The sequence below is a fragment of the Rhizobium sp. BR 249 genome, assembly GCF_047445895.1.
Classification (GTDB): domain Bacteria; phylum Pseudomonadota; class Alphaproteobacteria; order Rhizobiales; family Rhizobiaceae; genus Rhizobium.
On the sequence record NZ_JARWKX010000014.1, the window covers coordinates 96,640 to 120,095 of the forward strand.

The following is a 23,456-nucleotide window of genomic DNA, read 5'->3' on the forward strand; positions in this document are numbered from 1 at the left end:
TAGATAATATTCGTACCAACAATGACGTCGGTCCCGGTACGATATTGGAAGGAAATGGCATGTCTGCTCTGAAACTGGTCGGCCTCGCGGGTAGCTTCAACCGCCCCTCGAAGACTTTCGCACTTGTCGAAAACGTCGCCGGCCTCGCCGCTGAAAAATACGGCTTCGAGAATACCGTCTACGACCTGACCGATGTCGGCCCCTCGCTCGGCCAGGCACAGCGCCGTGACGATCTCGATAGCCGCGCCAGGGCCGTCATCGACGATCTCGTCAATGCCGACCTGGTCGTCATCGGAGCGCCGACCTACAAGGGCAGCTATCCCGGCCTCTTCAAGCATCTGATCGATCTGATCGATCCGCATGAGCTGCGCGCTAAGCCGATCGTCATCACCGCGACCGGCGGCGGCGACCGGCATGCGCTGATGGTCGAGCATCAGCTGCGCCCGCTCTTCGGTTTCTTCATGTCTCACACGCTGCCGACAGCCGTCTATGCCTCCGACCGCGACTTTACCGATTACCGCGTCTCATCCGAGCCGCTTTCCAAGCGCATCGGAGAAGTCATCGGCGAGCTTTCGGCCTTCTTTCCTGCCCGCAATCAAGCACTCATCGCTGCCGAGTAAAGGTTGCTGGGATAATGTCGAAGCGGCGCCCCAGAGGCGCCGTTTTCATTTTTTAGAATATGCTTACAAGCCGCAATTAATCCATAAATTTGATGGAAATTTATCCTGCCGATATCGATGGCAGGGCAAGAGTTTTTCCGACCTTTCCTCTTCATCAGACTTTCGTGCTTCGCTCGCGATCCGCGCATTTGCCATGATCAGCCTGCTCGGGGCGTTCGGCCTCATTCAGTCAGACGGGATATACGATGACCAAGAACAAAAATCTTCACGGCTTCCACCTTTCGCGCCGCGCGGCTCTCGCAGCCGTCGCCGTTTCCGCTGCCGCACTTTTTACCCTTGCAGCACCCGCCCCTTCCTTTGCCGAAGACAAGTCGATCAAGGTCGGCATCATGGCCGGCGAAGATGAGGATGTATGGCGCGTGGTCACGAGCGAGGCGGCCAAGAAGGGCCTCAAAATCGAGACCGTCGTCTTCAACGATTATACACAGCCGAACGAAGCCCTGGAGCGCGGCGAAATCGATGCCAACGCTTTCCAGCACCAGCCCTATCTCGATAACCAGATCAAGCAGCACGGCTATCATATCGTTCCAGTCGGTTATACCGGGGTCTGGCCGATCGGCCTCTACACCAAGAAGTACAAGTCCGTCGCCGAGATCCCGGAAGGCGCCGTCATCGGTGTTCCGAACGATCCCTCGAATGAAGGCCGGGCGCTGCGTGTGCTCCAGAATGAAGGCCTCATCAAGCTGAAGGACGGCACAGGCATTCTCGCGACCGTCGCCGACGTGACGGACAATCCGAAGAAGATCGAGATCAAGGAACTTGACGCCGGCATCGTCGGCCGCTCGATCGACGATCTGGACGCCGGCGTCGTCAACACCGACTGGGCGCTGAAGAGCGGTCTTTCGCCTGCCGAACGCGTTGCCCAGGAACCGATCGCCGACAATCCGTACCGCAACTTCATCGCCGTCAAGGACGAGAACAAGGGTGCGGACTGGGTCAAGACGCTGGTGTCGTCCTACCAGAACGAGACCGTCAAGGCCGAGTTCGACAAGGTCTACAAGGGAACGGGTCTCAGCGCCTATTGATCCGAGAATAGGCCGGGGTTAAGGCCTGCCGAAAGGCGGCCCGGGCATTCCCAGCCCGGGCCGCCTTCGGTGTTTGTAAGGAAAAGCACATGAATTCGTTTGTTTCCACCACGGCGGTCGAGACAGATCCACAGGCGGTCACGGCCGAAGAGGTGGTGCGGCTCGTCGACGTGAAGCGTCGATTCGGAACGACACCCGCGCTCGACGGTATTTCCCTGCAGGTGAAGAGGGGCGAGATTCTCGGCATCATCGGCCGCAGCGGCGCCGGCAAGTCGACCTTGATCCGCTGCCTGAACGGTCTGGAGCGGGCCGACAGCGGCGAGATCCGCATCGAAGGCCGCGATATCACCCGGCTTCAGGAACAAGAACTGCAGCCGCTGCGCCGCCGTATCGGCATGATCTTCCAGCATTTCAACCTGCTGTCCGCCAAAACAGTCGAAGAAAACGTCGCGCTGCCGCTGAAGATCGAGGGCGTTGCCAAGGCCGAGCGCCTGAAGCGGGCGCATGAGTTGCTCGATCTCGTCGGCCTTGCCGACAAGGCGAAGGCCTATCCCGCATCGCTCTCCGGCGGCCAGAAACAACGTGTCGGGATCGCCCGCGCGCTTGCGGCACGCCCGGCGCTGCTGTTGTCCGACGAGGCGACATCGGCACTCGACCCCGAGACGACCCGGTCGATCTTGGCACTGCTCAAAGACATCAACCGTAAGCTTGGACTGACGATCCTGCTGATCACGCACGAAATGGAAGTGGTGCGCGGCATTGCCGATCGCGTCGCCGTCATCGATGCCGGGCGGATCGTCGAGGAAGGGCAGGTCTGGTCGGTCTTCGCCAATCCACAGCAAGCGATCACCAGGAGCCTGCTCGGCGGCATCCGCCCGCAGCTTCCCGGGCACATTGCCAGCCGGCTTTCGGCAACCGGAGGAAGCGAGGCCCTCCTCAGTGTCGATCTTGCCGGACCTGAAGCGCAAGGGGCTCTCTTTGCCGAACTCTCGGCGGCGCTGCCACATTCCTTCCGCCTCGTCCATGGCGGCATCGATCATATTCAGAGCCAGCCGGTGGCGCGGTTCTTCATCGCCGTTCCCACGCGCGATCCCGCGCTCGCCGGAAAGGTCGAACAATTCCTGACGTCCCGGTCCGCCCGGGTAGAGGTGCTTGGTTATGACACCGATCATGTTTGAACTGCTTCTTCGCTCCCTTTGGGAGACAGTCCTAATGACCGTCGCCTCGGGGGTGATCTCGCTCGTCGCCGGCCTGCCGCTTGGTCTGGCCCTCGTCATAACGGCGCGCGGCGGCATTGCCGAAAACCTCTGGATCAACCGCATGCTCGGCGCCGTCATCAACGGCTTCCGCTCGGTGCCCTTCATCATCCTGCTGGTGGCGCTGATCCCGCTGACGCGGCTGATCGTCGGCACGGCGCTCGGCACGTGGGCGGCCATCGTGCCGCTCGCCATCGCTGCGACACCCTATTATGCCCGTATCGCCGAGGTATCGCTGCGCGAGGTCGACCGCGGGCTGATCGACGCCGTGCGCGCCATGGGCGGCAATCGCTGGACGATCGTCCGCGAAGTGCTCGTGCCGGAAGCGCTGCCGGGCATCGTCGCCGGTTTCACCGTCACGCTGGTGACGCTGATCGGCGCTTCGGCCATGGCGGGCGCGATCGGCGCCGGCGGGCTCGGCGATCTCGCCATCCGCTATGGCTATCAGCGCTTCGAAACCAATGTGATGATCGCGGTCGTGGCCGTCCTCATCGTCCTCGTCTGCGGCATTCAGTGGCTCGGCGACCGCTTGGTCGCTAGGTTGGACCACAAATAGGTCAAAGCCGGAAGCGTACGGCAGGCAGTGAATGGCTTGCTACGTGAATTGTCCTAGGGCTGTATCGCATCAGCCGCCTGTGAAGTGATAAGGTGGCGATGAAGCAGCCGGAGGAAAGCATGACGAAGAAGACGCTGTCGGATTGGGCGGAGCTTGCGCAGAAGGAGTTGCGTGCCTCGCCCGAGACACTGACCTGGCACACGCCGGAAGGTATTGCCGTCAAGCCGCTCTATACGGCCGAGGATCTCGACGGCGCCGGCCATCTCGGCTCGCTGCCCGGTTTTGCGCCCTTCACTCGCGGGCCGCGCGCCACGATGTATGCCGGGCGCCCCTGGACGATCCGCCAATATGCCGGCTTCTCCACGGCGGAAGCGTCGAATGCCTTCTACCGCAAGGCGCTTGCCGCCGGTCAGCAGGGCGTCTCGGTCGCCTTCGACCTCGCCACCCACCGCGGCTATGACAGCGACCACCCCCGCGTCGAAGGCGATGTCGGCAAGGCCGGTGTGGCGATCGACAGCGTCGAGGACATGAAGATCCTGTTCGACGGCATTCCGCTGGAGAAGATTTCCGTCTCCATGACCATGAACGGCGCCGTCATCCCGATCCTCGCCTCTTTCATCGTGGCCGGCGAGGAGCAGGGCGTTTCGAGATCCGAACTTTCCGGAACCATCCAGAACGACATTCTCAAGGAGTTCATGGTCCGCAACACCTATATTTATCCGCCTGAACCCTCGATGCGGATCGTTGCCGACATCATCGAATATACGGCAAGGGAGATGCCGAAATTCAACTCGATCTCGATCTCCGGCTATCACATGCAGGAGGCAGGCGCGACGCTCGTGCAGGAGCTCGCCTTCACCCTGGCCGATGGCCGCGAATATGTCCGGGCGGCCATCGCCAAGGGTCTCAACGTCGACGACTTCGCCGGAAGGCTTTCCTTCTTTTTCGCGATCGGCATGAACTTCTTCATGGAGGCGGCGAAGCTGCGTGCCGCCCGGCTGCTGTGGACCCGCATCATGGAGGAGTTCCAGCCGAAGAAGGCGTCCTCGCTGATGCTGCGCACCCATTGCCAGACATCGGGTGTCTCATTGCAGGAGCAGGACCCTTACAACAACATCATCCGCACCGCCTTCGAGGCGATGTCGGCCGTGCTCGGCGGCACGCAGTCGCTGCACACCAACTCCTTCGATGAGGCGATTGCGCTGCCGACGGAATTTTCCGCCCGCATCGCCCGCAACACGCAATTGATTCTCCAGCATGAAACCGGCGTGACCAAAGTGGTCGATCCGCTGGCCGGCTCCTACTATGTCGAAAGCCTGACGAAGGAGCTCGCCGACAAGGCCTGGACGCTGATCGAGGAGGTCGAGGCGCTCGGCGGCATGACGAAGGCCGTCAACGAGGGACTGCCGAAGCGGCTGATCGAAGAGGCGGCGACCCGGCGCCAGGCGGCGGTCGACAAGGGCGAGGAGGTTATCGTCGGCGTCAACAAGTACCGCCTGGAAACCGAGGAAGAGATCGACATCCTGGCGATCGACAATGCGGCCGTGCGCAACGCCCAGATCAGGCGGATCGAGGAAACGAAGCGCCGCCGCGATGGCGCGAAGACCGCCGAAGCGCTTGCCGCCCTTTCCGAAGCTGCCCGCAGCGGACAGGGCAATCTGCTTGCCGCTGCCGTCGAGGCGGCGCGCGCGCGCGCCACCGTCGGCGAGATATCGGATGCGATGCGGCAGGCTTTCGGCGATCATGCGGCAACGCCTGAGGTCATCAAGGACGTCTATGGCGATGCCTATCGAAGCGAGCCTGAGCTCGCTGTGCTGAAAACGCGCATGGCGGAAGTGGCGGAAGCAATGGGGCACAGGCCGAAGATCATGGTCGCCAAGCTCGGCCAGGATGGGCACGATCGCGGCGCCAAGGTGATCGCCTCGGCTTTCGGCGATATCGGCTTCGATGTGCTTGCCGGGCCGCTGTTCCAGACACCGGATGAAGCGGCCGAGATGGCGCTTGGCGAAAGGGTCAATGTCGTCGGCGTTTCATCGCTCGCGGCCGGCCACAAGACGCTGCTGCCGCAGCTCATCGGCAGGCTGAAGGAGCAGGGCGGCGGCGATGTCATCGTCGTCTGCGGCGGCGTCATCCCCCGGCAGGACTACGAATTCCTGCATGAACACGGCGTTGCCGCCGTGTTCGGTCCGGGGACAAATGTCCTCGAGGCGGCAAACTCCGTGCTCGACCTGCTGCAGGGCAAGCGGCGAAACCAATAGTTAGAGCAGCCCGCGTTTGGCGAGGTTGCTCATCAGTGCCGAAATACCGAAGGTCCAGGGCGGGCATTCGGTGGAGAGGCGCACCGTGTTGACGAGCGTGCCGAGTCCCGCCGAGGAAATCTCCACGACATCGCCGATCTTGTGGGTGAAGCCCTGTTTCGGCGCGTCGCGATCCTGCGTCGGCGCAAACAGCGTGCCGAGAAAGAGCATGAAACCATCCGGATATTGATGATGGGGTCCGAGCGTCTGTTTGACGAGATCGGTGGGGTCACGGCTGATCTGAGACATCGAACTCTTGCCGTGCAGCACGAAGCCATCCTCTCCTGACACCTTCAGGTCGAGTTCAGCCTTGCGCACGTCATCCAGGCCATACCCGGCATCGAACAGGCGGATGAAGGGTCCGATCGAGCAGGAGGCGTTGTTGTCCTTAGCCTTGCCAAGCAGGAGCGCCGAGCGGCCTTCGACGTCGCGCAGGTTGACGTCGTTGCCGAGCGTTACGCCTTTGATCTCGCCGCGGCTGTTGACCGCAAGCACGATTTCCGGCTCCGGATTGTTCCAGGTCGAAATCGGATGCAGGCCGACGTCGGCCCCCCAGCCGACGGAGGAGAGCACCGGCGCCTTGGTGAAAACCTCGGCATCGGGACCGATGCCGACTTCGAGATATTGCGACCACATGCCCTCGTCGATCAGCGCCTGCTTGACCTTGGCGGCTTCAGGCGAACCGGCCTTGAGGTTGGTGAGGCTGCCGCCGATCAGCGCGCTGACGCGCTCGCGGATCGAGGCGGCGCGGTCAGGATTGCCGGCCGCCTTCTCCTCGATGACGCGCTCGATCATCGACTGGGCGAAGGTGACGCCGCAAGCCTTGACCGCCTGCAGGTCGACGGGCGCAAGGAGGTGGGGCCGTCCAGCGTCCGGCGCTCCGGCGCTGTTGGCGGCAATCTCCTCCAGCGAGCCGATAGCCTTGCCATTTGCGGCTCGGACGAAGCCCGCAGCATCCTCTCTCTCGAGCAAGGCGCTCAGCGTCGGCGCCTCGCGCGACGTGATGTCGATGAGCATCCCGTCGCGAAGGGTCACGATGCCGGGGCCGGCGACTTCCGGAATCCAGACGCGGCCGACGAAAAGTCCGCCCGAAGCGGCAGCATCGAGAAGGGGATGAGACATGGTGATCCTCCGTTACAGGCAAGCGGGGAGCGCTCTATAAAGAATTTCGAGATTGTTGCCGCCCTCCAGCCCGGCGGCGGCCGAAATCGATCACATTCATCGAAATGGAGCAAGATACGCAGGGGAAAAAGACTTTCGTCCGATTGGATCGAACGGGCGCCTTTCCAATCGCGAAAAGCTGCAAAATAACTATTTAGATACAAAATAATCGTTATTTTTCATATGTTTAATATTCCACGTCAACGATTTCACCCCCGATCTCGCCTTGACAGGAGCCCGCTTTCGTTATCTGTTTTGACCGACATGGAGGATGCCGGCATCGGCCGGCTGCACGAAAATCCCGGGAGGATATTGCAGCGATGTTGAGATTTGCCGTCGTCGGAATCGACCATGGGCATACGTTCGATCACGTGAAGGGATTGCTTGCCTCGGGCGGCGAATTTGTCGGCTATTGCCCGCAGACCTCTGTGCCGGCATTGCGGGAAGCCTTCGAGAAGACCTATCCCGATGCCCCGCAGATCGATCGGGAGAAATTGTTTGCCGATCCGTCGATCGACGTCATCTGCATTTCCGCAATCCCGCGTGACCGCGCCGGCCTTGCCATCCGCGCGATGAAAGCGGGCAAGGACGTGATGACCGACAAGCCTGGCGTGACGACCTTTGCCCAGCTCGAAGAGGTCAAGCGCACCGTTGCCGAAACCGGCAAGATCTTCTCCATCTGCTTTTCCGAGCGCCATTGCGTGCGCTCCGCCGTCAAAGCCGGCAAGCTGGTCAAGGAAGGCGCGATCGGCAAGGTGATCCAGACACTCGGCGTCGGTCCGCACCGGCTGCAGCTGCCGACCCGCCCGGATTGGTTCTTCGATCCCGAAGCCTTCGGCGGCATCATCGTCGACATCGCCTCGCATCAGGTCGATCAGTTCCTGTTCTATACCGGCTCGACCTCAGGCGAGGTCATTGCCAGCTCGATCGGCAATTTCGGCATGCCCGACAAGCCCGCCTTCCAGGATTTCGGCGAGGTGCTGCTGCGCTCGGACAAGGCGGCGGGTTATATCAGAGTCGACTGGTTCACGCCGGAGGCGCTGCCGACCTGGGGTGACGGACGCCTCACCATCCTCGGCACCGAGGGTTATATCGAGCTGCGCAAATATATCGATATCGCCGGTCGGCCGGGCAAGGATCACCTCTTCCTCGTCAACGGCAAGGAGATGACCCATATCGATTGCAGCGGTGAAAAACTCGATTATTTCGATGCTTTCACCGCCGATGTCGGCAATCGTACACAGACGGCGATGACGCAGGATCACGTTTTCGAAGTCTGCCGCCTTTCGCTCGAAGCCCAGACGAAAGCCGCGCGCATCGGCGCTCGCTGAGGAGGATATCATGACGAGAAAATTGCGCGTCGGCGTCATCGGCGCAGGCATTGCCGCGCGGCATCTGGCCGGCTTCGGCTGGAACAAGGACCTCTTCGACGTCCCCGTGCTCTGCTCGCTCGACGAGGAGCGCGGCCGGGCGCTATGCGAGGAATACGGCATCGCCGAATATACGCAGGACACGGACTCGCTGTTTGCCCGCGACGATCTCGACATCATCGACATTTCGACGCCGCCAAGCTCGCATTTCGAACTTTGCCGCAAGGGCATTGTGTCAGGCAAGCATGTGATCTGCGAAAAGCCGCTCTTCGGCTCGATCGCCGAAGTCGACGAGATGGGCCGCATCCTCGCCCGCTTCCCCGGCAGGAAGCTGATGCCGATCTTCCAGTACCGTTACGGCTCCGGGCTGCAGAAGCTGAAGCTGCTGATCGAGCAGGGCCTCGCCGGCAAGCCCTTCCTGACGACGATCGAAACCCATTGGTGGCGCGGCCCGGATTATTACGCCGTGCCGTGGCGCGGCAAATGGGCGACCGAACTCGGCGGCGGCCTTCTCGGCCATGCGATCCATGCTCACGACATGCTGAACTATGTGCATGGCCCCTGCGCCGAGGTGTTTTCCTATGGCGCCACACTGGTCAATCCGATCCAGGTGGAGGATACGGCGGCGCTTTCGGTGAAGATGCAGAACGGCTCGCTGGCGACGCTGTCGATGACGCTCGGCTCGCGCAAGGAGATTTCGCGGCTGCGCTTCTGCTTCAGCGATCTCGTCGCCGAAAGCATCCTCGAACCCTATACGATGGGCCGCGATCCCTGGGTCTTCACCGCGGGAACGGAAGAGCATCAGGCGAAAATCGACGCAGCGCTTGCCGCCTATGCGCCCGGCGAGGACGGCTATACCCGCCAGTTCGAACTCTTCCACAAGGCGATCGTCGAAGATGCGGAGCCGCCGGTGACGCTGCAGGATGCCCGTAATTCGCTGGAGCTGGTGACGGCCGCCTATTTCTCCCAGCGCACCGGCCGGCCGACGCCGATGCCGATCGCCGCCGACCATCCGCTCTATCGCTCCTGGCTTCCGGAAGAGGAACGGCACACGGCCAGCGCCTGAGCAGGGGAGGGCACTCCATGCTGAAATCCTTCGAGCATGTCGGCATGACGGTGAGCGACATGGACCGCGCCGTCGATTTCTATTGCGGCCTGCTCGGGCTGCGGCTGCATCTGCGCAAGCGGATGGCCGATGGTTCCGAAGTCGCCTTTCTCGATGCCGGTGGCGGCATGCTGGAAATCTTCGCGCCGGCGGATGGCGCGGCGAGGGCGGTCGATGTGCCGGAGGGCACGGCCGGCCTGCGCCATCTGACCTTCCTGTTCGAAAGTGTCGATGAGACCTTCGCCCGGCTTGAAAAGGCCGGCGTCGAGATCAAGGAACGGCCGCGCCTGGCTGTTAACGCCGAGGTCCTGCACAAGGTCGCCTTCCTGCGCGATCCCGATGGCATCCAGATCGAGCTCGCAGAGAAACGGTAAAGCCAGGAATTAATTCCGGAAAGCGTCGGCGGGGATCGTCGTCACCAGCCTTATGTCGCGGCGGAAGTCCGATGGCGACATGCCGGCGATGTGGCGGAAGGATTTGTTGAAGGCGCTGATCGAGCCGAAGCCGCTGTCCATTGCCACCTGCAGCACATTGGCGCCTTCGCTCATCAGCATCGCCTGGGCACGCGACAGCCTGAGCAGCGTCACATATTTGCTGAGCGTCATGCCGGTCGATCGCTTGAAGAGGTTCATCGCATATTTCGGATGCAGGTCGGCGGCGCGGGCGATATCGACCGAATCGATGTCCTGCAGGAAATTGGCAGCGATGAAATCGCACATGCGCGCGACACTGCGCGAGGAATTCGGATGCGGCTGATCGCCTTCCAGGCTGACGGCCGTCTTCGATGTCGTCATCGAATAGGGTTCGAGCGCGATGCGCTCGATGCGCAGCAGCAGCTCGTCGACCGCGTGCTGGGCCTTGGCGGCATCGCCAGACTTGGAATAGCGAGACCAGCGGGCGAAGTTCTCGTCGTCGGCGGCATCGGTTGACGACGTCAGCAGCGTCTCGCCCTTCATCAGCCGGCTGGAAACGCTGATCGGCAAACGCAGCCGGAAGAAATAAATGAGCGGCAGATGGGCGCCGGCGTAGAGCGAATCATCCGAGGATTCATCCATCTGATGCGGCTGCCCACCCCAGAAAAGGCACATTTCGCCGGCGTTCAGCCGGAATTCGTGGCCGCTCATCCGATAATGGACAGTGCCACGCATGACGTAGTTGACCTCGACCTGCGCATGCCAGTGCGGCATGGCCATGACGAGCGGATGGGCATGAAACATCTGCAGCGCCGTCGGCGAACCCTCGATGCTGCTTGCGCCGGGCTGATAGATTGCACTCGTGCCGACCTTACTTTCCGCCAAATCCATGTTCCCTTTTTAGGAGACAGCCGCTCCCTTACGGATAGTCTAACCGCGTTCGTGAAAGATCGGCAATTGAAAAGGGAGGATTTTCAATGCGCTTCAAACTTCTCGCTGCGACCGCAGCTGTCGCACTGCTTGCTTCCGGCTCCGCCTTCGCGCAGTCGGCCAATCTGACCATCTGGAGCTGGAATGTCGCCGCATCGGCGTTGAAGTCCACGCTTCCAGGCTTCAACAAACAATTCCCCGATATCAAGGTGACCGTCGAGGACCTTGGAAACAGCCAGGTCTTCGATAAGACGCTTGCCGCCTGTGCTGCCGGCGGCGACGGCCTGCCCGATATCGTCAGCATCGAGAATTTCGAGGCTGAAATCTTCTGGAGCCGTTTCCCGGATTGCTTCGCCAATCTGAAGGAACTCGGCTACACCGCAGATATCCAGGCGAAATTCCCCGACTTCAAGCGCACTGAGCTTGAGGTTGGCGATGTCGCATACGCCATGCCGTGGGATTCCGGCCCTGTCGCCGTCTTCTATCGCCGCGACCTCTATGAAAAGGCCGGCGTCGATCCGAGCACGATCAGCACCTGGGACGATTTCATTGCCGCCGGCAAGAAGATTTCCGCCGCCAATCCCGGCACCGTCATGGCCCAGGCGGATTTCAACGGTGACAGCGAATGGTTCCGCATGATCGCCAACGAACAGGGCTGCGGCTATTTCTCGACCGACGGCCAGAACATCACCATCAACCAGCCGGCCTGCGTCGCTTCGCTGCAAAAAGTGAAGGAAATGAAGGACGCCGGCACGCTGACGGCGGCCAACTGGGACGAAAAGATCCAGGCCAACACCGCCGGCAAGGCAGCGAGCCAGCTCTATGGCGGCTGGTATGAAGGCACCGTGCGTTCGACCTCTCCCGATCTCAAGGGCAAGTGGGGCGTCTACAGGATGCCGAGCCTGACGGCCGACGGTCCGCATGCGGCCAACCTCGGCGGTTCGTCGCTCGCGATTTCGGCGACCTCGGCAAACAAGGAAGCCGCCTGGAAATTCGTCAACTACGCCCTCGGCACGACCGAGGGGCAGGTCACCATGCTGAAGGAATTCGGCCTGGTCCCGTCGCTGCTCGAGGCCGAGAAAGATCCCTTCGTCAATGAGCCGCAGCCCTATTGGGGCGGCCAGAAGGTCTGGGCCGATATCCTGGCGACGCTGCCGAAGATCGTGCCGAGCCGCGGCACCGCCTTCCAGAGCGATGCCGAAGCCATCTTCAAGGCGACGCAGGCGAAATTCTTCGCCGGCGGCTATCCCGATGCAAAGGCGGCTCTCGACGATGCCGCCAACCAGATCGCTTCGGCGACCGGCCTTCCGATCGCGCAATGAATGACGATGCCGGGCGCCTCGTGCGCCCGGCATTCTGCCCGCCCTCTGGGGCGGGCGGGGTATTCGTCCGTTCGTGAGGAGGAGGCTCGATGCCGTTCAGAACCCGGAGCGCCTATGCGTTCCTCGCACCCTATCTGCTGGTCTTTGCCACCTTCTGGGTCTGGCCGATCATCAATTCGTTCCTGATTTCCTTTCAGAACACGCGTATCAACCCGTGGAAATTCAGTTTCCAGGCCAATTGGGGCCGGCTCTTCTACGACCCGGCCTTCTACAATGCTCTGTACAACACGCTGATCATCCTGGTGATCCAGGTGCCCGTGATGATCGCGCTGGCGACGGTCATGGCCGTCATGCTCAATTCGCCGCTCTTGAAAGCGCGCCCGCTCTTCCGCTTCGCCTTTTTCGCCCCTGTCGTCGTCGGCGAGGTCGCCTATGCCGCGGTCTTCCGGCTGATGTTCAGCCTCGATTTCGGCATCATCAACAAGCTGATTTCGGCCGTCGGCTTGAGCCCCGTCTCCTGGTTCGACAATGCGAATGCCGCCATGGCGGTGATCATCCTGGCCGTCACATGGCGCTGGGCAGGCTACAACGCCATCATCATCCTTGCCGGCCTGCAGTCGATTCCCGAAGACGTCTACGAAGCGGCGACACTCGACCGGGTGAACAAGGTGCAGCAATTCTTCCACATCACCCTGCCGCTTCTGAAACCGATCATCCTCTTCTGCGTGGTGCTGTCGGTGATCGGCACGATGCAGCTCTTCACCGAGCCCTTCCTCATCACCAATCGCGGCGGTCCCGGCGGCGGCACGGAGACGCTCGGCCTCTTCCTCTACCGCCAGGGCTTCACCTCGCTGAACTTCGGCTATGCCTCGGCGATCGCCTATACGATGGCGGCCCTTGCCGTGGCCATCTCGCTTCTCAATCTCTGGGTCGGGAGGGATCCGAAATGAAATCCAAGTCGCAATCCCTCCTGATGCGCCAGGTCGCGCTGCACGCCGTTCTGGCGCCGCTTGCGCTGATCTGGCTGTTCCCCCTCTGGATGATGTTCGTCTTCTCCACCATGCCCGACAACGGCATCTTCAGCCCCGACATCGTGCTCTGGCCGTCGACCAACTTCGTCGCGAATTTCAAGAACCTGCAGGCCGACACCGATTTCATCGGCGCGATGACGATCTCCGTCGGCGTCGCGATCATCTATACGATCTTGTCGGTGCTGCTGACCTCGATGGCAGGCTGGGCGCTGGCGCGCTACCGCTTCGTCGGCCGCTCCATCGTCATCGCCATCATCCTCGGCACGATCACGCTGCCGTTTTCGGTGGTCGTCATCCCGCAATTCATCATGGTGGCGCGCGAATTCAAGCTGGCGAACACCTGGGTGGCGCTGATCGTGCCGCCGCTCTTCAACTCGCTCGGCGTGCTGTTCATGCGGCAATCCTTCTCGATGATGCCGGGCGAGCTTTTCGATGCGGCGCGTGTCGAAGGCGTCAAGGAATGGCAGATCTTCCTGCGCATCGCGCTGCCGCTGGCGAGCCCGACCATGGCGGCACTCGCGATCATCCTCTTCCTCGCCTCATGGAACAACTATCTCTGGCCGCTGCTCATCAATTCCAAACCGGGAATGATGACGGCGCCGGTGGCGCTGGGAACGCTGATCGGCCTGACCAAGGTCTCCTGGGGCGGCATCATGGCGGGGGCAGTGCTGCTGACAGCGCCGATCCTCGTCGTGTTCGTGGCTCTCCAGCGCTATTTCATCGCCGGCATCGCGGCCGGCGCAATCAAATAATCGGGGACTGGCATGGCAGAGCTTTCACTCAGCAATATCGTCAAGCGCTTCGGCGGCTTCGAGATCATCCATGGCGCCGATCTGGAGGTGAAGGATGGCGAATTCGTCGTCTTCGTCGGCCCGTCCGGCTGCGGCAAGTCCACGCTTCTGAGGATGATCGCCGGGCTCGAAGACATCACCTCGGGCGAGCTTCGGATCGGCGGCAGGGTCGTTAACGACGTCGAGCCGGCCGACCGCGGCATCGCCATGGTCTTCCAGTCCTATGCGCTCTATCCGCACCTCACCGTCGAAGAGAATTTGAGCTTCGGCCTGCGCATGAACGGCAACCCGAAGGCCGATACCGAACGGCGGGTGCGTCACGTCGCCGATATCCTGCAGATCACCGAGCTGATGAAGCGGCGGCCGAAGCAGCTTTCCGGCGGCCAGCGCCAGCGCGTCGCGATCGGCCGCGCCATCGTCCGCGAACCTCAGGTCTTCCTGTTCGACGAACCTTTGTCGAACCTCGATGCGGAACTGCGCGTGCAGATGCGTGTCGAAATCTCGCGGCTGCACAAGCAGCTCGGCACGACGATGATCTACGTCACCCACGACCAGACCGAAGCGATGACGCTCGCCGACAGAATCGTCGTGCTGCGCGCCGGCAATATCGAGCAGATCGGCGCGCCGCTCGACCTTTACGACGATCCCGCCAACCAGTTCGTCGCCGGCTTCGTCGGCTCGCCGAAGATGAACTTCCTCAAGGCCGTGGTGGTCGAGGCGCAGCCGGGCAGGGCGGTGGTCGCCTTGGAAAGCGAGACCAATACGCGCCTGCCGATGGCCATCAGCGATCCCGTCGAAGCCGGCGCAAAGGTGACGCTCGGCATCCGTCCGGAGCACTTCACCGATGCAGGTGCTGGCGATGCCGATCTCGTCGTCAACGTCGACGTCGCCGAACATCTCGGCAATACCAGCTACATCTATGCCGCCATCGGCGACGAGCAATTGATCATCGAAAGGCCGGAGTCGCGTACAGCAGGCAATCGCGAGACGCTGACGGTCGGCCTTCCCGCAAGCCGCACATTCCTTTTCGACGGCGCCGGCAAACGGCTCCGCTAAACCGCAATCCCAAGGCAGAAAGACGAAAGAGGCTTCCATGACTTCCGATCAACCGATCCGCTGGGGCATCATCGGCCCCGGCACCATCGCCCGCACCTTTGCGGATGGCGTTGCCCATTCGCGCACCGGTAAACTGGTGGCGATCGCCACCCGCAATCCTTCCAAGCCGGGCCTTGCCGAAAACTTCCCCGGCGCCCGCATCGTCGATGGTTACGAGGCTTTGCTTTCCAACCCCGAGGTCGATGCGGTCTATATTTCCGTGCCCCATACCGGCCATGCCGAATGGGCGATCAAGGCCGCGCGCGCCGGCAAGCATATCCTCGTCGAAAAACCGATCGCGCTTTCGGCCTATGATGCCGAAGCCGTTTACTACGAAGCCAAGAAGGCCGGCGTCTTTGCCGGCGAGGCCTTCATGTATCGCGTGCATCCGCAGACGGAGAAACTGGTCGAGCTCATCAAGAGCGGCGTCATCGGCACCGTCCGCATCATCCGCTCGAGCTTCGGCTTCAACATGGGCAGCTACAAGCCGGAGCACCGGCTTTTTGCCAACGATACCGCCGGCGGCGGCATTCTCGATGTCGGCGGCTATCCGGTCTCCATGGCGAGGCTGATATCAGGCGCAGCGGAAGGCAAAGCCTTCCTCGAACCGGAGAAGGTGTCGGGTGTCGCTCATCTCGGCCAGAGCGGCGTCGACGAATGGGCGTCCGCCGTCCTCAAATTCCCGAACGAGATCATCGCCGAAGTCTCCTGCTCGATCATGGCCCACCAGGACAACGTGCTGCGCATCATCGGCTCCGAAGGCCGGATCGAAGTGGCAGACTTCTGGTTCGCCTCCGGTCACAAGGGCGGCGTCGGCAAGATCGAGATCTTCAAGGGCGGCAAGCAGGAAACCGTCGAGGTTAGGGAAGAGCGCTGGCTCTATTCCTTCGAGGCGGACGCGGCGGGCGATGCCATCCGCGCCGGCAAGACCGAGTTCAGCACTCCCGGCATGAGCTGGGCGGATTCGATCGGAAACCTGCGCGTGCTCGACCAGTGGCGCGCCTCTGTCGGTCTCGAATATGGCGTCGAGAAAGCCGTCAAGCGCACGGCCAACATATCGGGCGGCGCGGTCAAGCGGGGCAACAGCATTCCGCAGCGTCAGATCCCCGGCATTTCCAAGCCCGCTTCGGTCGTGACCCTCGGCTTCGAGTTCTTCCCGAACTTCGCCGCCGCTTCACTGACGCTCGACGCTTTCTACGAAGCCGGCGGCAATGCCTTCGACACGGCATTCGTCTACGGCGCCGGCAAGACGGAGGCGATCTTCGGCGACTGGCACACCAGCCGCAAGGTGCCGCGCGAAGAGATCGTGCTGATCGGCAAGGGCGCGCATTCGCCGCTTTGCTATCCCGATATGATCGCCAAGCAGCTCGACCAGTCTCTCGCCCGGTTGAAGACCGACTATGTCGACATCTATTTCATGCATCGCGACAATACCGACGTGCCCGTCGGCGAATTCGTCGATGCCATGGATGCCGAGGTCAAACGCGGTCGCATCCGCGGCATCTTCGGCGGCTCGAACTGGACGCGGGCGCGTTTCGACGAAGCGATCGCCTACGCCGAAAAGACCGGCAAGGCGGCGCCGGCGGCGCTCTCCAACAACTTCTCGCTCGCCGAGATGCTCGATCCGATCTGGGCCGGCTGCGTCGCTGCCTCCGATGACGACTGGAAGACGTGGCTGAATGAGAAGCAGATCCCGAATTTCGCCTGGTCCAGCCAGGGCCGCGGCTTCTTCACCGACCGCGCCGGCCGCGACAAGCGAGACGACGAGGAGATCGTACGCGTCTGGTATTCCGAGCGCAATTTCGGACGCCGCGACCGCGCCATCGAGCTTGCCAACAAGCTCGGCCGCAACCCGATTCACATCGCGCTCGCCTATGTGATCGCCCAGCCCTTCCCGGTCATTCCGCTGATCGGGCCGCGCACCGTCGCCGAGTTGGAAGACAGCCTCTCGGCGCTCGACATCAAGCTGACGCCCGATCAGGTGAAGTGGCTGGAAGGCTGATAAAACAGAGAAAGGGCGCGGGTTCGAACCCACGCCCTTCTCATATTTACTTCTGCGCTTCGGGCGCCTTTTTTCTGGCTGCGTCGTCCATCAGCTCGTACCACATAGCGTTGAGGACGGCGAAGGCGGCTGCCAGCGGCAGGCCGAGAATCCATGCGAAATACCACATCTTTTCGTCTCCTCAATAGGCGTGGCTGTTCTTGTCGGTGACCGATTTCTCGTCGACCTTGCCCCACAGGACCTTGTAGACCCAAGCCGTATAGGCGGCGATGATCGGCAGGAAGATCGCCGTCACCACCAGCATGATGAACAGCGTCAGATGGCTGGAGGATGCGTCCCAGACCGTCAGGCTCGATCGGGGATCGAGCGAGGAGGGCAGGATGAACGGGAACATCGAAAGCCCGACCGTCGAGATGATCCCGAAGATCGCGAGTTTGCTGAAAAGCAGCGTCATTACCTCACGCCTTGCCCGCATGGCGATGAAGGCCAATACCGCACCGGCGAAGCCGAGGACCGGTGCGACGATCATCCATGAATGGGCGGTGTAATTGGCAAGCCATGCGCCGTTCTCAGGCACCACCGTCTTCAGCAACGGATTGGAAGGCCCGATCGGGTTGATATCACTGGTGATGCGATAGCCACTGACGCCGATCCACAGGAAGATGCCGCCGAGGGCAAAGAGCGCGATGGCGGCAAGGGCGGCGATGCTGCCATAGCTTCTCGCGCGCTCCGCAACCGGGCCGCTCGCCTTCAGCACCAGCCAGGCCGCGCCATGCATCGTCAGCATGGCGACGGAGAGCAGGCCGCAGAGCAGCGCATAGGGGTTGAGCAGGGCGAAGAACGAGCCTTCATAGAAGATCCGCATGTCGTCGGCGAAGCGGAAAGGCACGCCCTGCAGCACGTTGCCGACGGCGACGCCGAAGATCAGCGCCGGCACGAAGCCGCCGATGAAGAGCGCCCAGTCCCAGCCATTGCGCCAGCGGGCACTTTCCCGTTTCGACCGATATTTGAAACCGACGGGGCGCAGGATGAGCGCGAACATGATCGCGAACATCGCGAGATAGAAGCCCGAGAAGGAAACCGCATAAAGCGGCGGCCAGGCGGCGAAGATGGCGCCGGCGCCGAGGATCAGCCAGACCTGATTGCCTTCCCAGGTGGCGCCGACGGTGTTGATCGCCACGCGCCGCTCCGTATCGGTCCTGGCGACGAAAGGCAGAAGCGTGCCGACGCCGAGGTCGAAGCCGCCCGTCGTCGCAAAGGCGATCAGCAGAACGCCGAGCAGCAGCCACCAGATGATACGCAGGGTTTCATAGTCGATGAGTTCGTGAAGGATCATGACAGGTCACTCCGCGGCCGGGACGAGGGTTTCGGAAATCAGGGCGGCTTCCGGCTCGTCGTCCGGCTCCGGCCCCTGGCGGATCGCCTTGAGCATCAGGCTCATCTCGATGACGATCAGCACCGTGTAGAGCACGGCAAAGCCGATGATCGTCAAAAGCACGGTGCTGGCGCCGAGGCTGGAGACGGCGGCCGCCGTCGGCAGCACGCCTTCGATCACCCAGGGCTGGCGGCCGAATTCGGCGACGACCCAGCCGAGTTCGATGGCGACCCAGGGGAGCGGGATCGCCAGCACGGCAATCCGCAGAAGCAGCGGATATTTGTCGAGATGGCGCCGCGCCGACAGCCAGAAGAAAGTGGCGGTCAAGAGGATGAAGAAGATGCCGAGCCCGACCATGATACGGAAGGACCAGAAGAGTGTCGGCACATGCGGGATCGTATCGCGGGCCGCCTGAGCGATCTCAGCGTCTGTCGCCTGGCGGGGATCGTCGACATAGCGTTTCAGAAGAAGGGCGTAGCCAAGATGATGGCCGAGATCTTCGAAGGAGGTGCGCACTTCCTGCGCCACCTGATCCTGTGCGGGTGCTGCACGGATCTGCATCAGCGCGTCGTAAGCCTTGATGCCGTCGCGGATGCGGGTTTCGGCCTGCTGTTCGAGTTTGTCGATGCCGGGGATTTCCGTGGTCAGCGACCGTGTACCGATCAGGCCCATCACCCACGGGATATGCACGGCGAAATGCGTTTCACGCGCTTCCTGGTCGGGGAATCCAAAGGCGGTGAAAGCCGCCGGAGCCGGCTCCGTCTTCCACATGCCTTCGATCGCGGCGAGCTTCATCTTCTGGTTCTCGGTCGCGAGATAGCCGCTCTCGTCGCCGAGCACGACGACCGACAGAGCCGAGGCCAGCCCGAAGGAGGCCGCCACCGTCATCGAGCGCTTGGCAAGCTCGATATGCCGGCCCTTGAGGACATACCAGGCCGAGACGCCGAGCACGAAGATCGAAGCGCAGACATAGCCCGCCGAAACCGTATGGACGAATTTCGCCTGGGCGACCGGGTTGAAGACGACGTCGAAGAAGCTCGTGATCTCCATACGCATCGTCTGCGGATTGAGCGCCGATCCCACCGGGTTCTGCATCCAGCCGTTGGCGATCAGGATCCAGAGCGCGGAAAAATTCGAGCCGAGCGCTACGGCCCAGGTGGCGACGAGATGGCCGACCTTCGACAGCTTGTCCCAGCCGAAGAAGAACAGGCCGACGAAGGTCGCCTCGAGGAAGAAGGCCATCAGCCCCTCGATCGCCAGCGGCGCGCCGAAGATGTCGCCGACATAATAGCTGTAATAGCTCCAGTTCATGCCGAACTGGAATTCCATGACGATGCCGGTGGAGACGCCGATCACGAAATTGATGCCGAACAGCGTGCCCCAGAATTTCGTCATCTGCCGCCAGATCTGGCGGCCGGTCATGACATAGACGGTTTCCATGATCGCCAGCAGCACGGACAGGCCGAGCGTCAGCGGCACGAACAGGAAATGGTAAAGTGCCGTCAGCGCGAACTGGAAGCGCGAAAGTGCTACGATATCTAGTTCCATTGTCTTTCTCCCACGGTCCCACGGGGTACGGAGCGTTCCTCAGCGCCGGCCAGCGCGTGAGGGCATGCGATCGCGCTCAGTCCGGCCGAAGCCGGTCGAGCGCCTTTTCGAACGCCGTCTCTCCACGGCGCGAAATTTCTGCAATACGGCCGCCTTCGATGACGGCGATACGGTCCGCGATCGCCGCTTCGCGGCGGATATGCGTGGCGATCACCAGCGAGCGACCCGTCGCCATCTTGGAAAGGCGCTGGAGCACGTCGCGGGCAGTGGCGCCGTCGAGGCCCTCTGTGGGTTCATCGAGCAGCCAGAGCGGCGTGTCGCGCAGGAAGAGTCGGGCAAGCGCCAGCCGCCGTGATTGGCCGCCGGAAAGACCAAGGCCGCCTTCGCCGAGCGGCGTATCCATCCCGCGCGGCATGGCCTCGACATCGGCAAGCAGGCCGGCAGCCGCAAGCGCTTCGCGAAGGCGGGCCTCGCTCGCATCCGGGTTAGCGAGAGCGAGGTTGCCGCGCAGGCTATCCTCGAAGAGTTCCGTTCGCTGCGTCAGCAGGGTCGCCCCCATCGCGGCGACACTTCCGGTTCTGGCCGACAATTCGTGGGAAAGCAAAGCAAGCAGGCTCGACTTGCCGGCGCCACTGCTGCCGATCACGGCCAGGCGCTCACCCTGCTGGAGTGTGAGGTCGATGTCCTCGAGCGCCGGAACGGCGGAATTCTCATGGAAGGCGGTCACAGCAGCCAGCGAAAAGGCGTATCCCGGCTGCGGCGACGCCAAAGGTTGGGTCGCATCAGCGGCGGCAAGCCGCGGCGCGATGCGCTTTGCGGCCAGCAGCGTCCGCCCGAGTTCCAGCGCGCCGCGGCGTAGCGCCGCGAAGGGCTCGACCGCCGCGAAAGCGACGAGCAGGCCGAGGGCGGCGACAGGCGCAGTGATCGTCGTGGTTTCCGCAAGGGCCGCGACGGCAAGCAAGGATGCTGTCAGCAGAAAGGTGGAGACGAGGCCGAAGCCGAATGTCAGGCCGGTTTCGACGCGGTTCAGCCGATCGTCGGCATTGGCTGCATAGCTGTCGGCCTCCGCGATGGCGCTCCTCTGCGCGGCAAGCCGGCCGGCCATCAGGAGGTCGGTCTGGCCGGCAACGAGATCGATCGTCCGCGAGCGCAGCGCCTCGATGCCATGGGCGCGCCTGCGGGCGTGGCTGCGCGCCGCCCGGCCGGCGATCCAGGGCAGGCCGAGGCCGGCGCCCACGAGAAAGAGGCCGAAACACAGGCCGAACAGCGGATGCATCAGCCCCAGCACGACGCTTGCAGCCAATGCCGCGCCGATCGCGACCGCGGCAGGCACGAGAATTCGGAGATAAAGGGAGTCGAGCGCATCGATATCGGCGGTCAGCCGAAAGAGCAGCCTTGCCGGGCGATGCGAGAGGGCGCGCGCAGCACCCGGTTCGGCAAAGCCGCGAAACAATCTCTCGCGAAGAGCGGCCAGCACGCCAAGCGTCGCGTCATGGGTCGCAAGCCTTTCGCCGTAACGCGCCACTGTCCTGACGATGGCGAGCAGCCGGATGCCGGCCGACGGCGCAAAGACGTCAAAGGTAACGGCGGCCGCGGCCGAAAGCCCGGCAAGCGAGGTGGCGGTGATGAACCAGCCGGAAAGGCCGAGCAGCGCGATACCCGCCGTCACCGTCGCCGCAGAAAGCGCTGCGCCGAAGAGCAGCGCACGCCGGCGCTCGGCAAGGAACAGCCGCAGGATCGGCTTTATATCCGCAACAAAGCCACTCATTCGGCGGCCTCCCTCATCATGCTGTCGGCATCGACACGCAGGCTGCGATGCATGCGGGCGGCAAGCAGCGGGTCATGGGTCGCGACGATCAAGGTGCGGCCGCTCGCGAGCGAAAGCAGGCTCTCGGTCACTTCGGCCGCGGTGGCGGCGTCGAGATGGGCGGTCGGCTCGTCGGCCAGGATGATCTGGAGATCGGGATTGCAGGCCGCACGCGCGATCGCAAGCCGCAACGCCTCGCCGCCGGAAAGCCCGATCCCGCCCTCGCCGAGCGGCCGGCTGCCATAGGCGTCGGCCACCCTTCCAAGGCTGGCGGCATCGAGCGCACCGGTCAAGTCGCCGCGTGAGATGCCGGGCCTTCCGAGCGCGATATTGCCCGCGATGGTACCGGCAAAGATATGCGGGTTCTGGCCGATCCACGCCATGCCGCCGCGCACGGCAGCGGCCGTATCATCCGTAAGCGCGATGCCGCCGATGACGATGCGGCCTTCGCTGCAGGGCGCCAGTCCCGCAACGAGCGAAAGAAGCGTCGACTTGCCGGAACCGCTGGCGCCGAGCAGCGCCACATGTTCGCCGGCGGCGATATCGAGGTTGAAACCGTCGAGAACAAGCGGTTCGTCGGCGCCATAACGAAAGGCGAGATTTTCAAGGCGGATGTCCGGAGCCATGCCGCCGGCGGGAGCCATGGGTTCGGCCGATCCCCGGATGGGCAAGCCACCGGCCGCAAGCGCGTCCAGCGCCTTCAGCGCCGCTTCGCCGGCCGCCCGGTCGTGCCAGACCGCGGAGAGTTCGCGCAGCGGCTCGAAGAAGGCGGGCGCGAGCAGCAGGATGAACAATCCCTCGGTCAAATCGAGCCCGCCCGACCAGGTGCCGAAACGGATTTCGCCGAGCAGGCTGAAGCCGACATAGACGGCGATCATCGCCACGCCGAGCGCGGCGAAAAGCTCGAGCACGGCGGAGGAAAGAAAGGCGATCTTCAGCACGGACATGGTGCGTGCACGCAGCGATTCCGCCTCGCGACGCAGCCGAGAAGCCGTCGCATCGACCGCGTCGAGCGCACGGATCGTCGTCAGCCCGCGCAGGCGGTCGAGCAGGAAGCCGTTGAGGCCACCGGTCGCGACAAGCTGCTTTTCGCTGGCAGCCTGGGCGCGCCAGCCGATCAGCGCCATGAAGATGGGGATCAGCGGCGCGGCAAACAGCAGGACCAGCGCGGCAATCCAGGAGACGGGGAGGATGAAGGCAAGGATGATGAGCGGCACGAGGCTCGACTTCATCCGTGCCGGCTGGAAACGGGCGAGATAGGGCACGATGAGTTCAGCCTGCTCGCCAATGACGCTGGCGGCTTTGCCGGAGGCCGGCCGGCCGCGGTCGACAGGCGAAGACAGGGAAAGAGCAGCGGCGGCGGCCTGCCGCTTGCAACTGAGCTCTATGCGGGCGGCGCGAAAGGCGAGGCGGCCGCCAGCCGCGTCGAGACAGCTTCTTGCCAATCCGAGGACGAGGATGCCGAAGGCCGGCCAGAGAACGTCATGCAATCCGCCGCCATCGGCGATGCGGCCGACCGAGAGGGCGAGCAACCCGGCCTGCGGGATCCAGATGGCGGCGGCGAGCGCCTGCAGCATCGCCGCATTGCGCAGCCGGCCTTTCGCCGCGCCGGCGCGTGGCAACGGCGCCTCTCCATCCCGCGGCCGGGCCTCCGCTTCATTTGTCGCGTCGAAGAAAGCAGTGCCCATGGCG

20 protein-coding genes are annotated in these 23,456 nt (G+C 62.9%); 13 read left to right on the forward strand and 7 right to left on the reverse strand.

What is annotated here, in order from left to right:
- The first annotated feature begins 59 nt into the window (after positions 1–59).
- From msuE to scpA, 5 genes are all read left to right on the forward strand, one after another.
- A complete protein-coding gene (gene msuE, locus QD408_RS15045) occupies positions 60–620 on the forward strand; it encodes an FMN reductase (protein WP_414139858.1) in 561 nt (186 codons plus the stop codon).
- Positions 621–865: 245 nt separating this feature from the next.
- Positions 866–1,705, forward strand: a complete 840-nt coding sequence (locus tag QD408_RS15050; protein ID WP_414139859.1) for a MetQ/NlpA family lipoprotein — start codon at positions 866–868, stop codon at positions 1,703–1,705.
- An 89-nt stretch (positions 1,706–1,794) separates the two neighbouring features.
- Positions 1,795–2,883 (forward strand): methionine ABC transporter ATP-binding protein, encoded by a 1,089-nt coding sequence (locus tag QD408_RS15055; protein ID WP_414139860.1) that lies wholly within the window; start codon positions 1,795–1,797, stop codon positions 2,881–2,883.
- Positions 2,864–3,517, forward strand: a complete 654-nt coding sequence (locus QD408_RS15060; protein WP_414139861.1) for a methionine ABC transporter permease — start codon at positions 2,864–2,866, stop codon at positions 3,515–3,517. The genes QD408_RS15055 and QD408_RS15060 overlap by 20 nt, the downstream gene beginning before the upstream one ends.
- A gap of 119 nt (positions 3,518–3,636) precedes the next feature.
- Complete coding sequence (scpA, locus tag QD408_RS15065) at positions 3,637–5,775, forward strand: methylmalonyl-CoA mutase (protein WP_088682728.1); 2,139 nt, start codon at positions 3,637–3,639, stop codon at positions 5,773–5,775.
- Here the strand turns inward: scpA and QD408_RS15070 are convergent, their stop codons facing one another.
- Positions 5,776–6,936 carry a fumarylacetoacetate hydrolase family protein gene (locus QD408_RS15070; RefSeq protein ID WP_414139862.1) on the reverse strand — a complete coding sequence of 387 codons (1,161 nt, stop codon included), beginning with the start codon at positions 6,934–6,936 and terminating at the stop codon, positions 5,776–5,778.
- 359 nt (positions 6,937–7,295) lie between these two features.
- Between QD408_RS15070 and QD408_RS15075 the strand changes: the two genes are divergently transcribed.
- From QD408_RS15075 to QD408_RS15085, 3 genes are read left to right on the forward strand one after another with little or no spacing between them, the layout of a single operon-like run.
- A complete protein-coding gene (locus QD408_RS15075) occupies positions 7,296–8,306 on the forward strand; it encodes a Gfo/Idh/MocA family protein (RefSeq protein WP_088682667.1) in 1,011 nt (336 codons plus the stop codon).
- Positions 8,307–8,316: 10 nt separating this feature from the next.
- Positions 8,317–9,411, forward strand: a complete 1,095-nt coding sequence (locus QD408_RS15080; protein ID WP_414139863.1) for a Gfo/Idh/MocA family protein — start codon at positions 8,317–8,319, stop codon at positions 9,409–9,411.
- 17 nt (positions 9,412–9,428) lie between these two features.
- Complete coding sequence (locus tag QD408_RS15085) at positions 9,429–9,824, forward strand: VOC family protein (RefSeq protein ID WP_414139864.1); 396 nt, start codon at positions 9,429–9,431, stop codon at positions 9,822–9,824.
- Between the two features lie 9 nt (positions 9,825–9,833).
- Here QD408_RS15085 and QD408_RS15090 read toward each other — a convergent pair whose 3' ends face one another.
- The gene (locus QD408_RS15090; protein ID WP_088682664.1) at positions 9,834–10,754 is read right to left on the reverse strand and encodes a helix-turn-helix domain-containing protein; all 921 of its coding nucleotides are present in this window, start codon (positions 10,752–10,754) and stop codon (positions 9,834–9,836) included.
- A gap of 86 nt (positions 10,755–10,840) precedes the next feature.
- On the opposite strand from QD408_RS15090, the gene QD408_RS15095 reads away from it, so the two are divergent.
- The 5 genes from QD408_RS15095 (at position 10,841) to QD408_RS15115 (ending at position 17,034) form a co-directional block, all read left to right on the forward strand.
- Positions 10,841–12,115: an extracellular solute-binding protein gene (locus QD408_RS15095; protein ID WP_088682663.1), complete on the forward strand. Its 1,275-nt coding sequence runs from the start codon at positions 10,841–10,843 to the stop codon at positions 12,113–12,115.
- An 89-nt stretch (positions 12,116–12,204) separates the two neighbouring features.
- Positions 12,205–13,065: a carbohydrate ABC transporter permease gene (locus QD408_RS15100; protein WP_414139865.1), complete on the forward strand. Its 861-nt coding sequence runs from the start codon at positions 12,205–12,207 to the stop codon at positions 13,063–13,065.
- The gene (locus QD408_RS15105) at positions 13,062–13,898 is read left to right on the forward strand and encodes a carbohydrate ABC transporter permease (RefSeq protein WP_414139866.1); all 837 of its coding nucleotides are present in this window, start codon (positions 13,062–13,064) and stop codon (positions 13,896–13,898) included. Before QD408_RS15100 ends, QD408_RS15105 begins: the two co-directional genes overlap by 4 nt.
- Before the next feature lie 12 nt (positions 13,899–13,910).
- Complete coding sequence (locus tag QD408_RS15110) at positions 13,911–14,993, forward strand: ABC transporter ATP-binding protein (protein WP_414139867.1); 1,083 nt, start codon at positions 13,911–13,913, stop codon at positions 14,991–14,993.
- Positions 14,994–15,030: 37 nt separating this feature from the next.
- Positions 15,031–17,034 (forward strand): aldo/keto reductase, encoded by a 2,004-nt coding sequence (locus tag QD408_RS15115; RefSeq protein ID WP_414139868.1) that lies wholly within the window; start codon positions 15,031–15,033, stop codon positions 17,032–17,034.
- A gap of 46 nt (positions 17,035–17,080) precedes the next feature.
- Here the strand turns inward: QD408_RS15115 and cydX are convergent, their stop codons facing one another.
- The 5 genes from cydX to cydD all read right to left on the reverse strand — a co-directional run bounded on the left by cydX (position 17,081) and on the right by cydD (position 23,452).
- Positions 17,081–17,203, reverse strand: a complete 123-nt coding sequence (gene cydX, locus QD408_RS15120; RefSeq protein ID WP_088682658.1) for a cytochrome bd-I oxidase subunit CydX — start codon at positions 17,201–17,203, stop codon at positions 17,081–17,083.
- 12 nt (positions 17,204–17,215) lie between these two features.
- Positions 17,216–18,370, reverse strand: a complete 1,155-nt coding sequence (gene cydB, locus QD408_RS15125) for a cytochrome d ubiquinol oxidase subunit II (protein ID WP_414139869.1) — start codon at positions 18,368–18,370, stop codon at positions 17,216–17,218.
- 6 nt (positions 18,371–18,376) lie between these two features.
- Positions 18,377–19,957 (reverse strand): cytochrome ubiquinol oxidase subunit I, encoded by a 1,581-nt coding sequence (locus QD408_RS15130; protein ID WP_414139870.1) that lies wholly within the window; start codon positions 19,955–19,957, stop codon positions 18,377–18,379.
- Positions 19,958–20,033: 76 nt separating this feature from the next.
- Positions 20,034–21,725, reverse strand: a complete 1,692-nt coding sequence (locus tag QD408_RS15135) for an amino acid ABC transporter ATP-binding/permease protein (RefSeq protein ID WP_414139871.1) — start codon at positions 21,723–21,725, stop codon at positions 20,034–20,036.
- On the reverse strand, positions 21,722–23,452 hold the full coding sequence (gene cydD / locus QD408_RS15140; RefSeq protein WP_414139872.1) for a thiol reductant ABC exporter subunit CydD: 1,731 nt from the start codon (positions 23,450–23,452) through the stop codon (positions 21,722–21,724). The genes QD408_RS15135 and cydD overlap by 4 nt, the downstream gene beginning before the upstream one ends.
- Between the last annotated feature and the right edge of the window lie 4 nt (positions 23,453–23,456).

Bases quoted from the DNA above. Each gene is read 5' to 3' on its own strand.
- msuE (WP_414139858.1), top strand. From the start codon at position 60: ATGTCTGCTCTGAAACTGGTCGGCCTCGCGGGTAGCTTCAACCGCCCC.
- QD408_RS15050 (WP_414139859.1), top strand. From the start codon at position 866: ATGACCAAGAACAAAAATCTTCACGGCTTCCACCTTTCGCGCCGCGCG.
- QD408_RS15055 (WP_414139860.1), top strand. From the start codon at position 1,795: ATGAATTCGTTTGTTTCCACCACGGCGGTCGAGACAGATCCACAGGCG.
- QD408_RS15060 (WP_414139861.1), top strand. From the start codon at position 2,864: ATGACACCGATCATGTTTGAACTGCTTCTTCGCTCCCTTTGGGAGACA.
- scpA (WP_088682728.1), top strand. From the start codon at position 3,637: ATGACGAAGAAGACGCTGTCGGATTGGGCGGAGCTTGCGCAGAAGGAG.
- QD408_RS15070 (WP_414139862.1), bottom strand. From the start codon at position 6,936: ATGTCTCATCCCCTTCTCGATGCTGCCGCTTCGGGCGGACTTTTCGTC.
- QD408_RS15075 (WP_088682667.1), top strand. From the start codon at position 7,296: ATGTTGAGATTTGCCGTCGTCGGAATCGACCATGGGCATACGTTCGAT.
- QD408_RS15080 (WP_414139863.1), top strand. From the start codon at position 8,317: ATGACGAGAAAATTGCGCGTCGGCGTCATCGGCGCAGGCATTGCCGCG.
- QD408_RS15085 (WP_414139864.1), top strand. From the start codon at position 9,429: ATGCTGAAATCCTTCGAGCATGTCGGCATGACGGTGAGCGACATGGAC.
- QD408_RS15090 (WP_088682664.1), bottom strand. From the start codon at position 10,754: ATGGATTTGGCGGAAAGTAAGGTCGGCACGAGTGCAATCTATCAGCCC.
- QD408_RS15095 (WP_088682663.1), top strand. From the start codon at position 10,841: ATGCGCTTCAAACTTCTCGCTGCGACCGCAGCTGTCGCACTGCTTGCT.
- QD408_RS15100 (WP_414139865.1), top strand. From the start codon at position 12,205: ATGCCGTTCAGAACCCGGAGCGCCTATGCGTTCCTCGCACCCTATCTG.
- QD408_RS15105 (WP_414139866.1), top strand. From the start codon at position 13,062: ATGAAATCCAAGTCGCAATCCCTCCTGATGCGCCAGGTCGCGCTGCAC.
- QD408_RS15110 (WP_414139867.1), top strand. From the start codon at position 13,911: ATGGCAGAGCTTTCACTCAGCAATATCGTCAAGCGCTTCGGCGGCTTC.
- QD408_RS15115 (WP_414139868.1), top strand. From the start codon at position 15,031: ATGACTTCCGATCAACCGATCCGCTGGGGCATCATCGGCCCCGGCACC.
- cydX (WP_088682658.1), bottom strand. From the start codon at position 17,203: ATGTGGTATTTCGCATGGATTCTCGGCCTGCCGCTGGCAGCCGCCTTC.
- cydB (WP_414139869.1), bottom strand. From the start codon at position 18,370: ATGATCCTTCACGAACTCATCGACTATGAAACCCTGCGTATCATCTGG.
- QD408_RS15130 (WP_414139870.1), bottom strand. From the start codon at position 19,957: ATGGAACTAGATATCGTAGCACTTTCGCGCTTCCAGTTCGCGCTGACG.
- QD408_RS15135 (WP_414139871.1), bottom strand. From the start codon at position 21,725: ATGAGTGGCTTTGTTGCGGATATAAAGCCGATCCTGCGGCTGTTCCTT.
- cydD (WP_414139872.1), bottom strand. From the start codon at position 23,452: ATGGGCACTGCTTTCTTCGACGCGACAAATGAAGCGGAGGCCCGGCCG.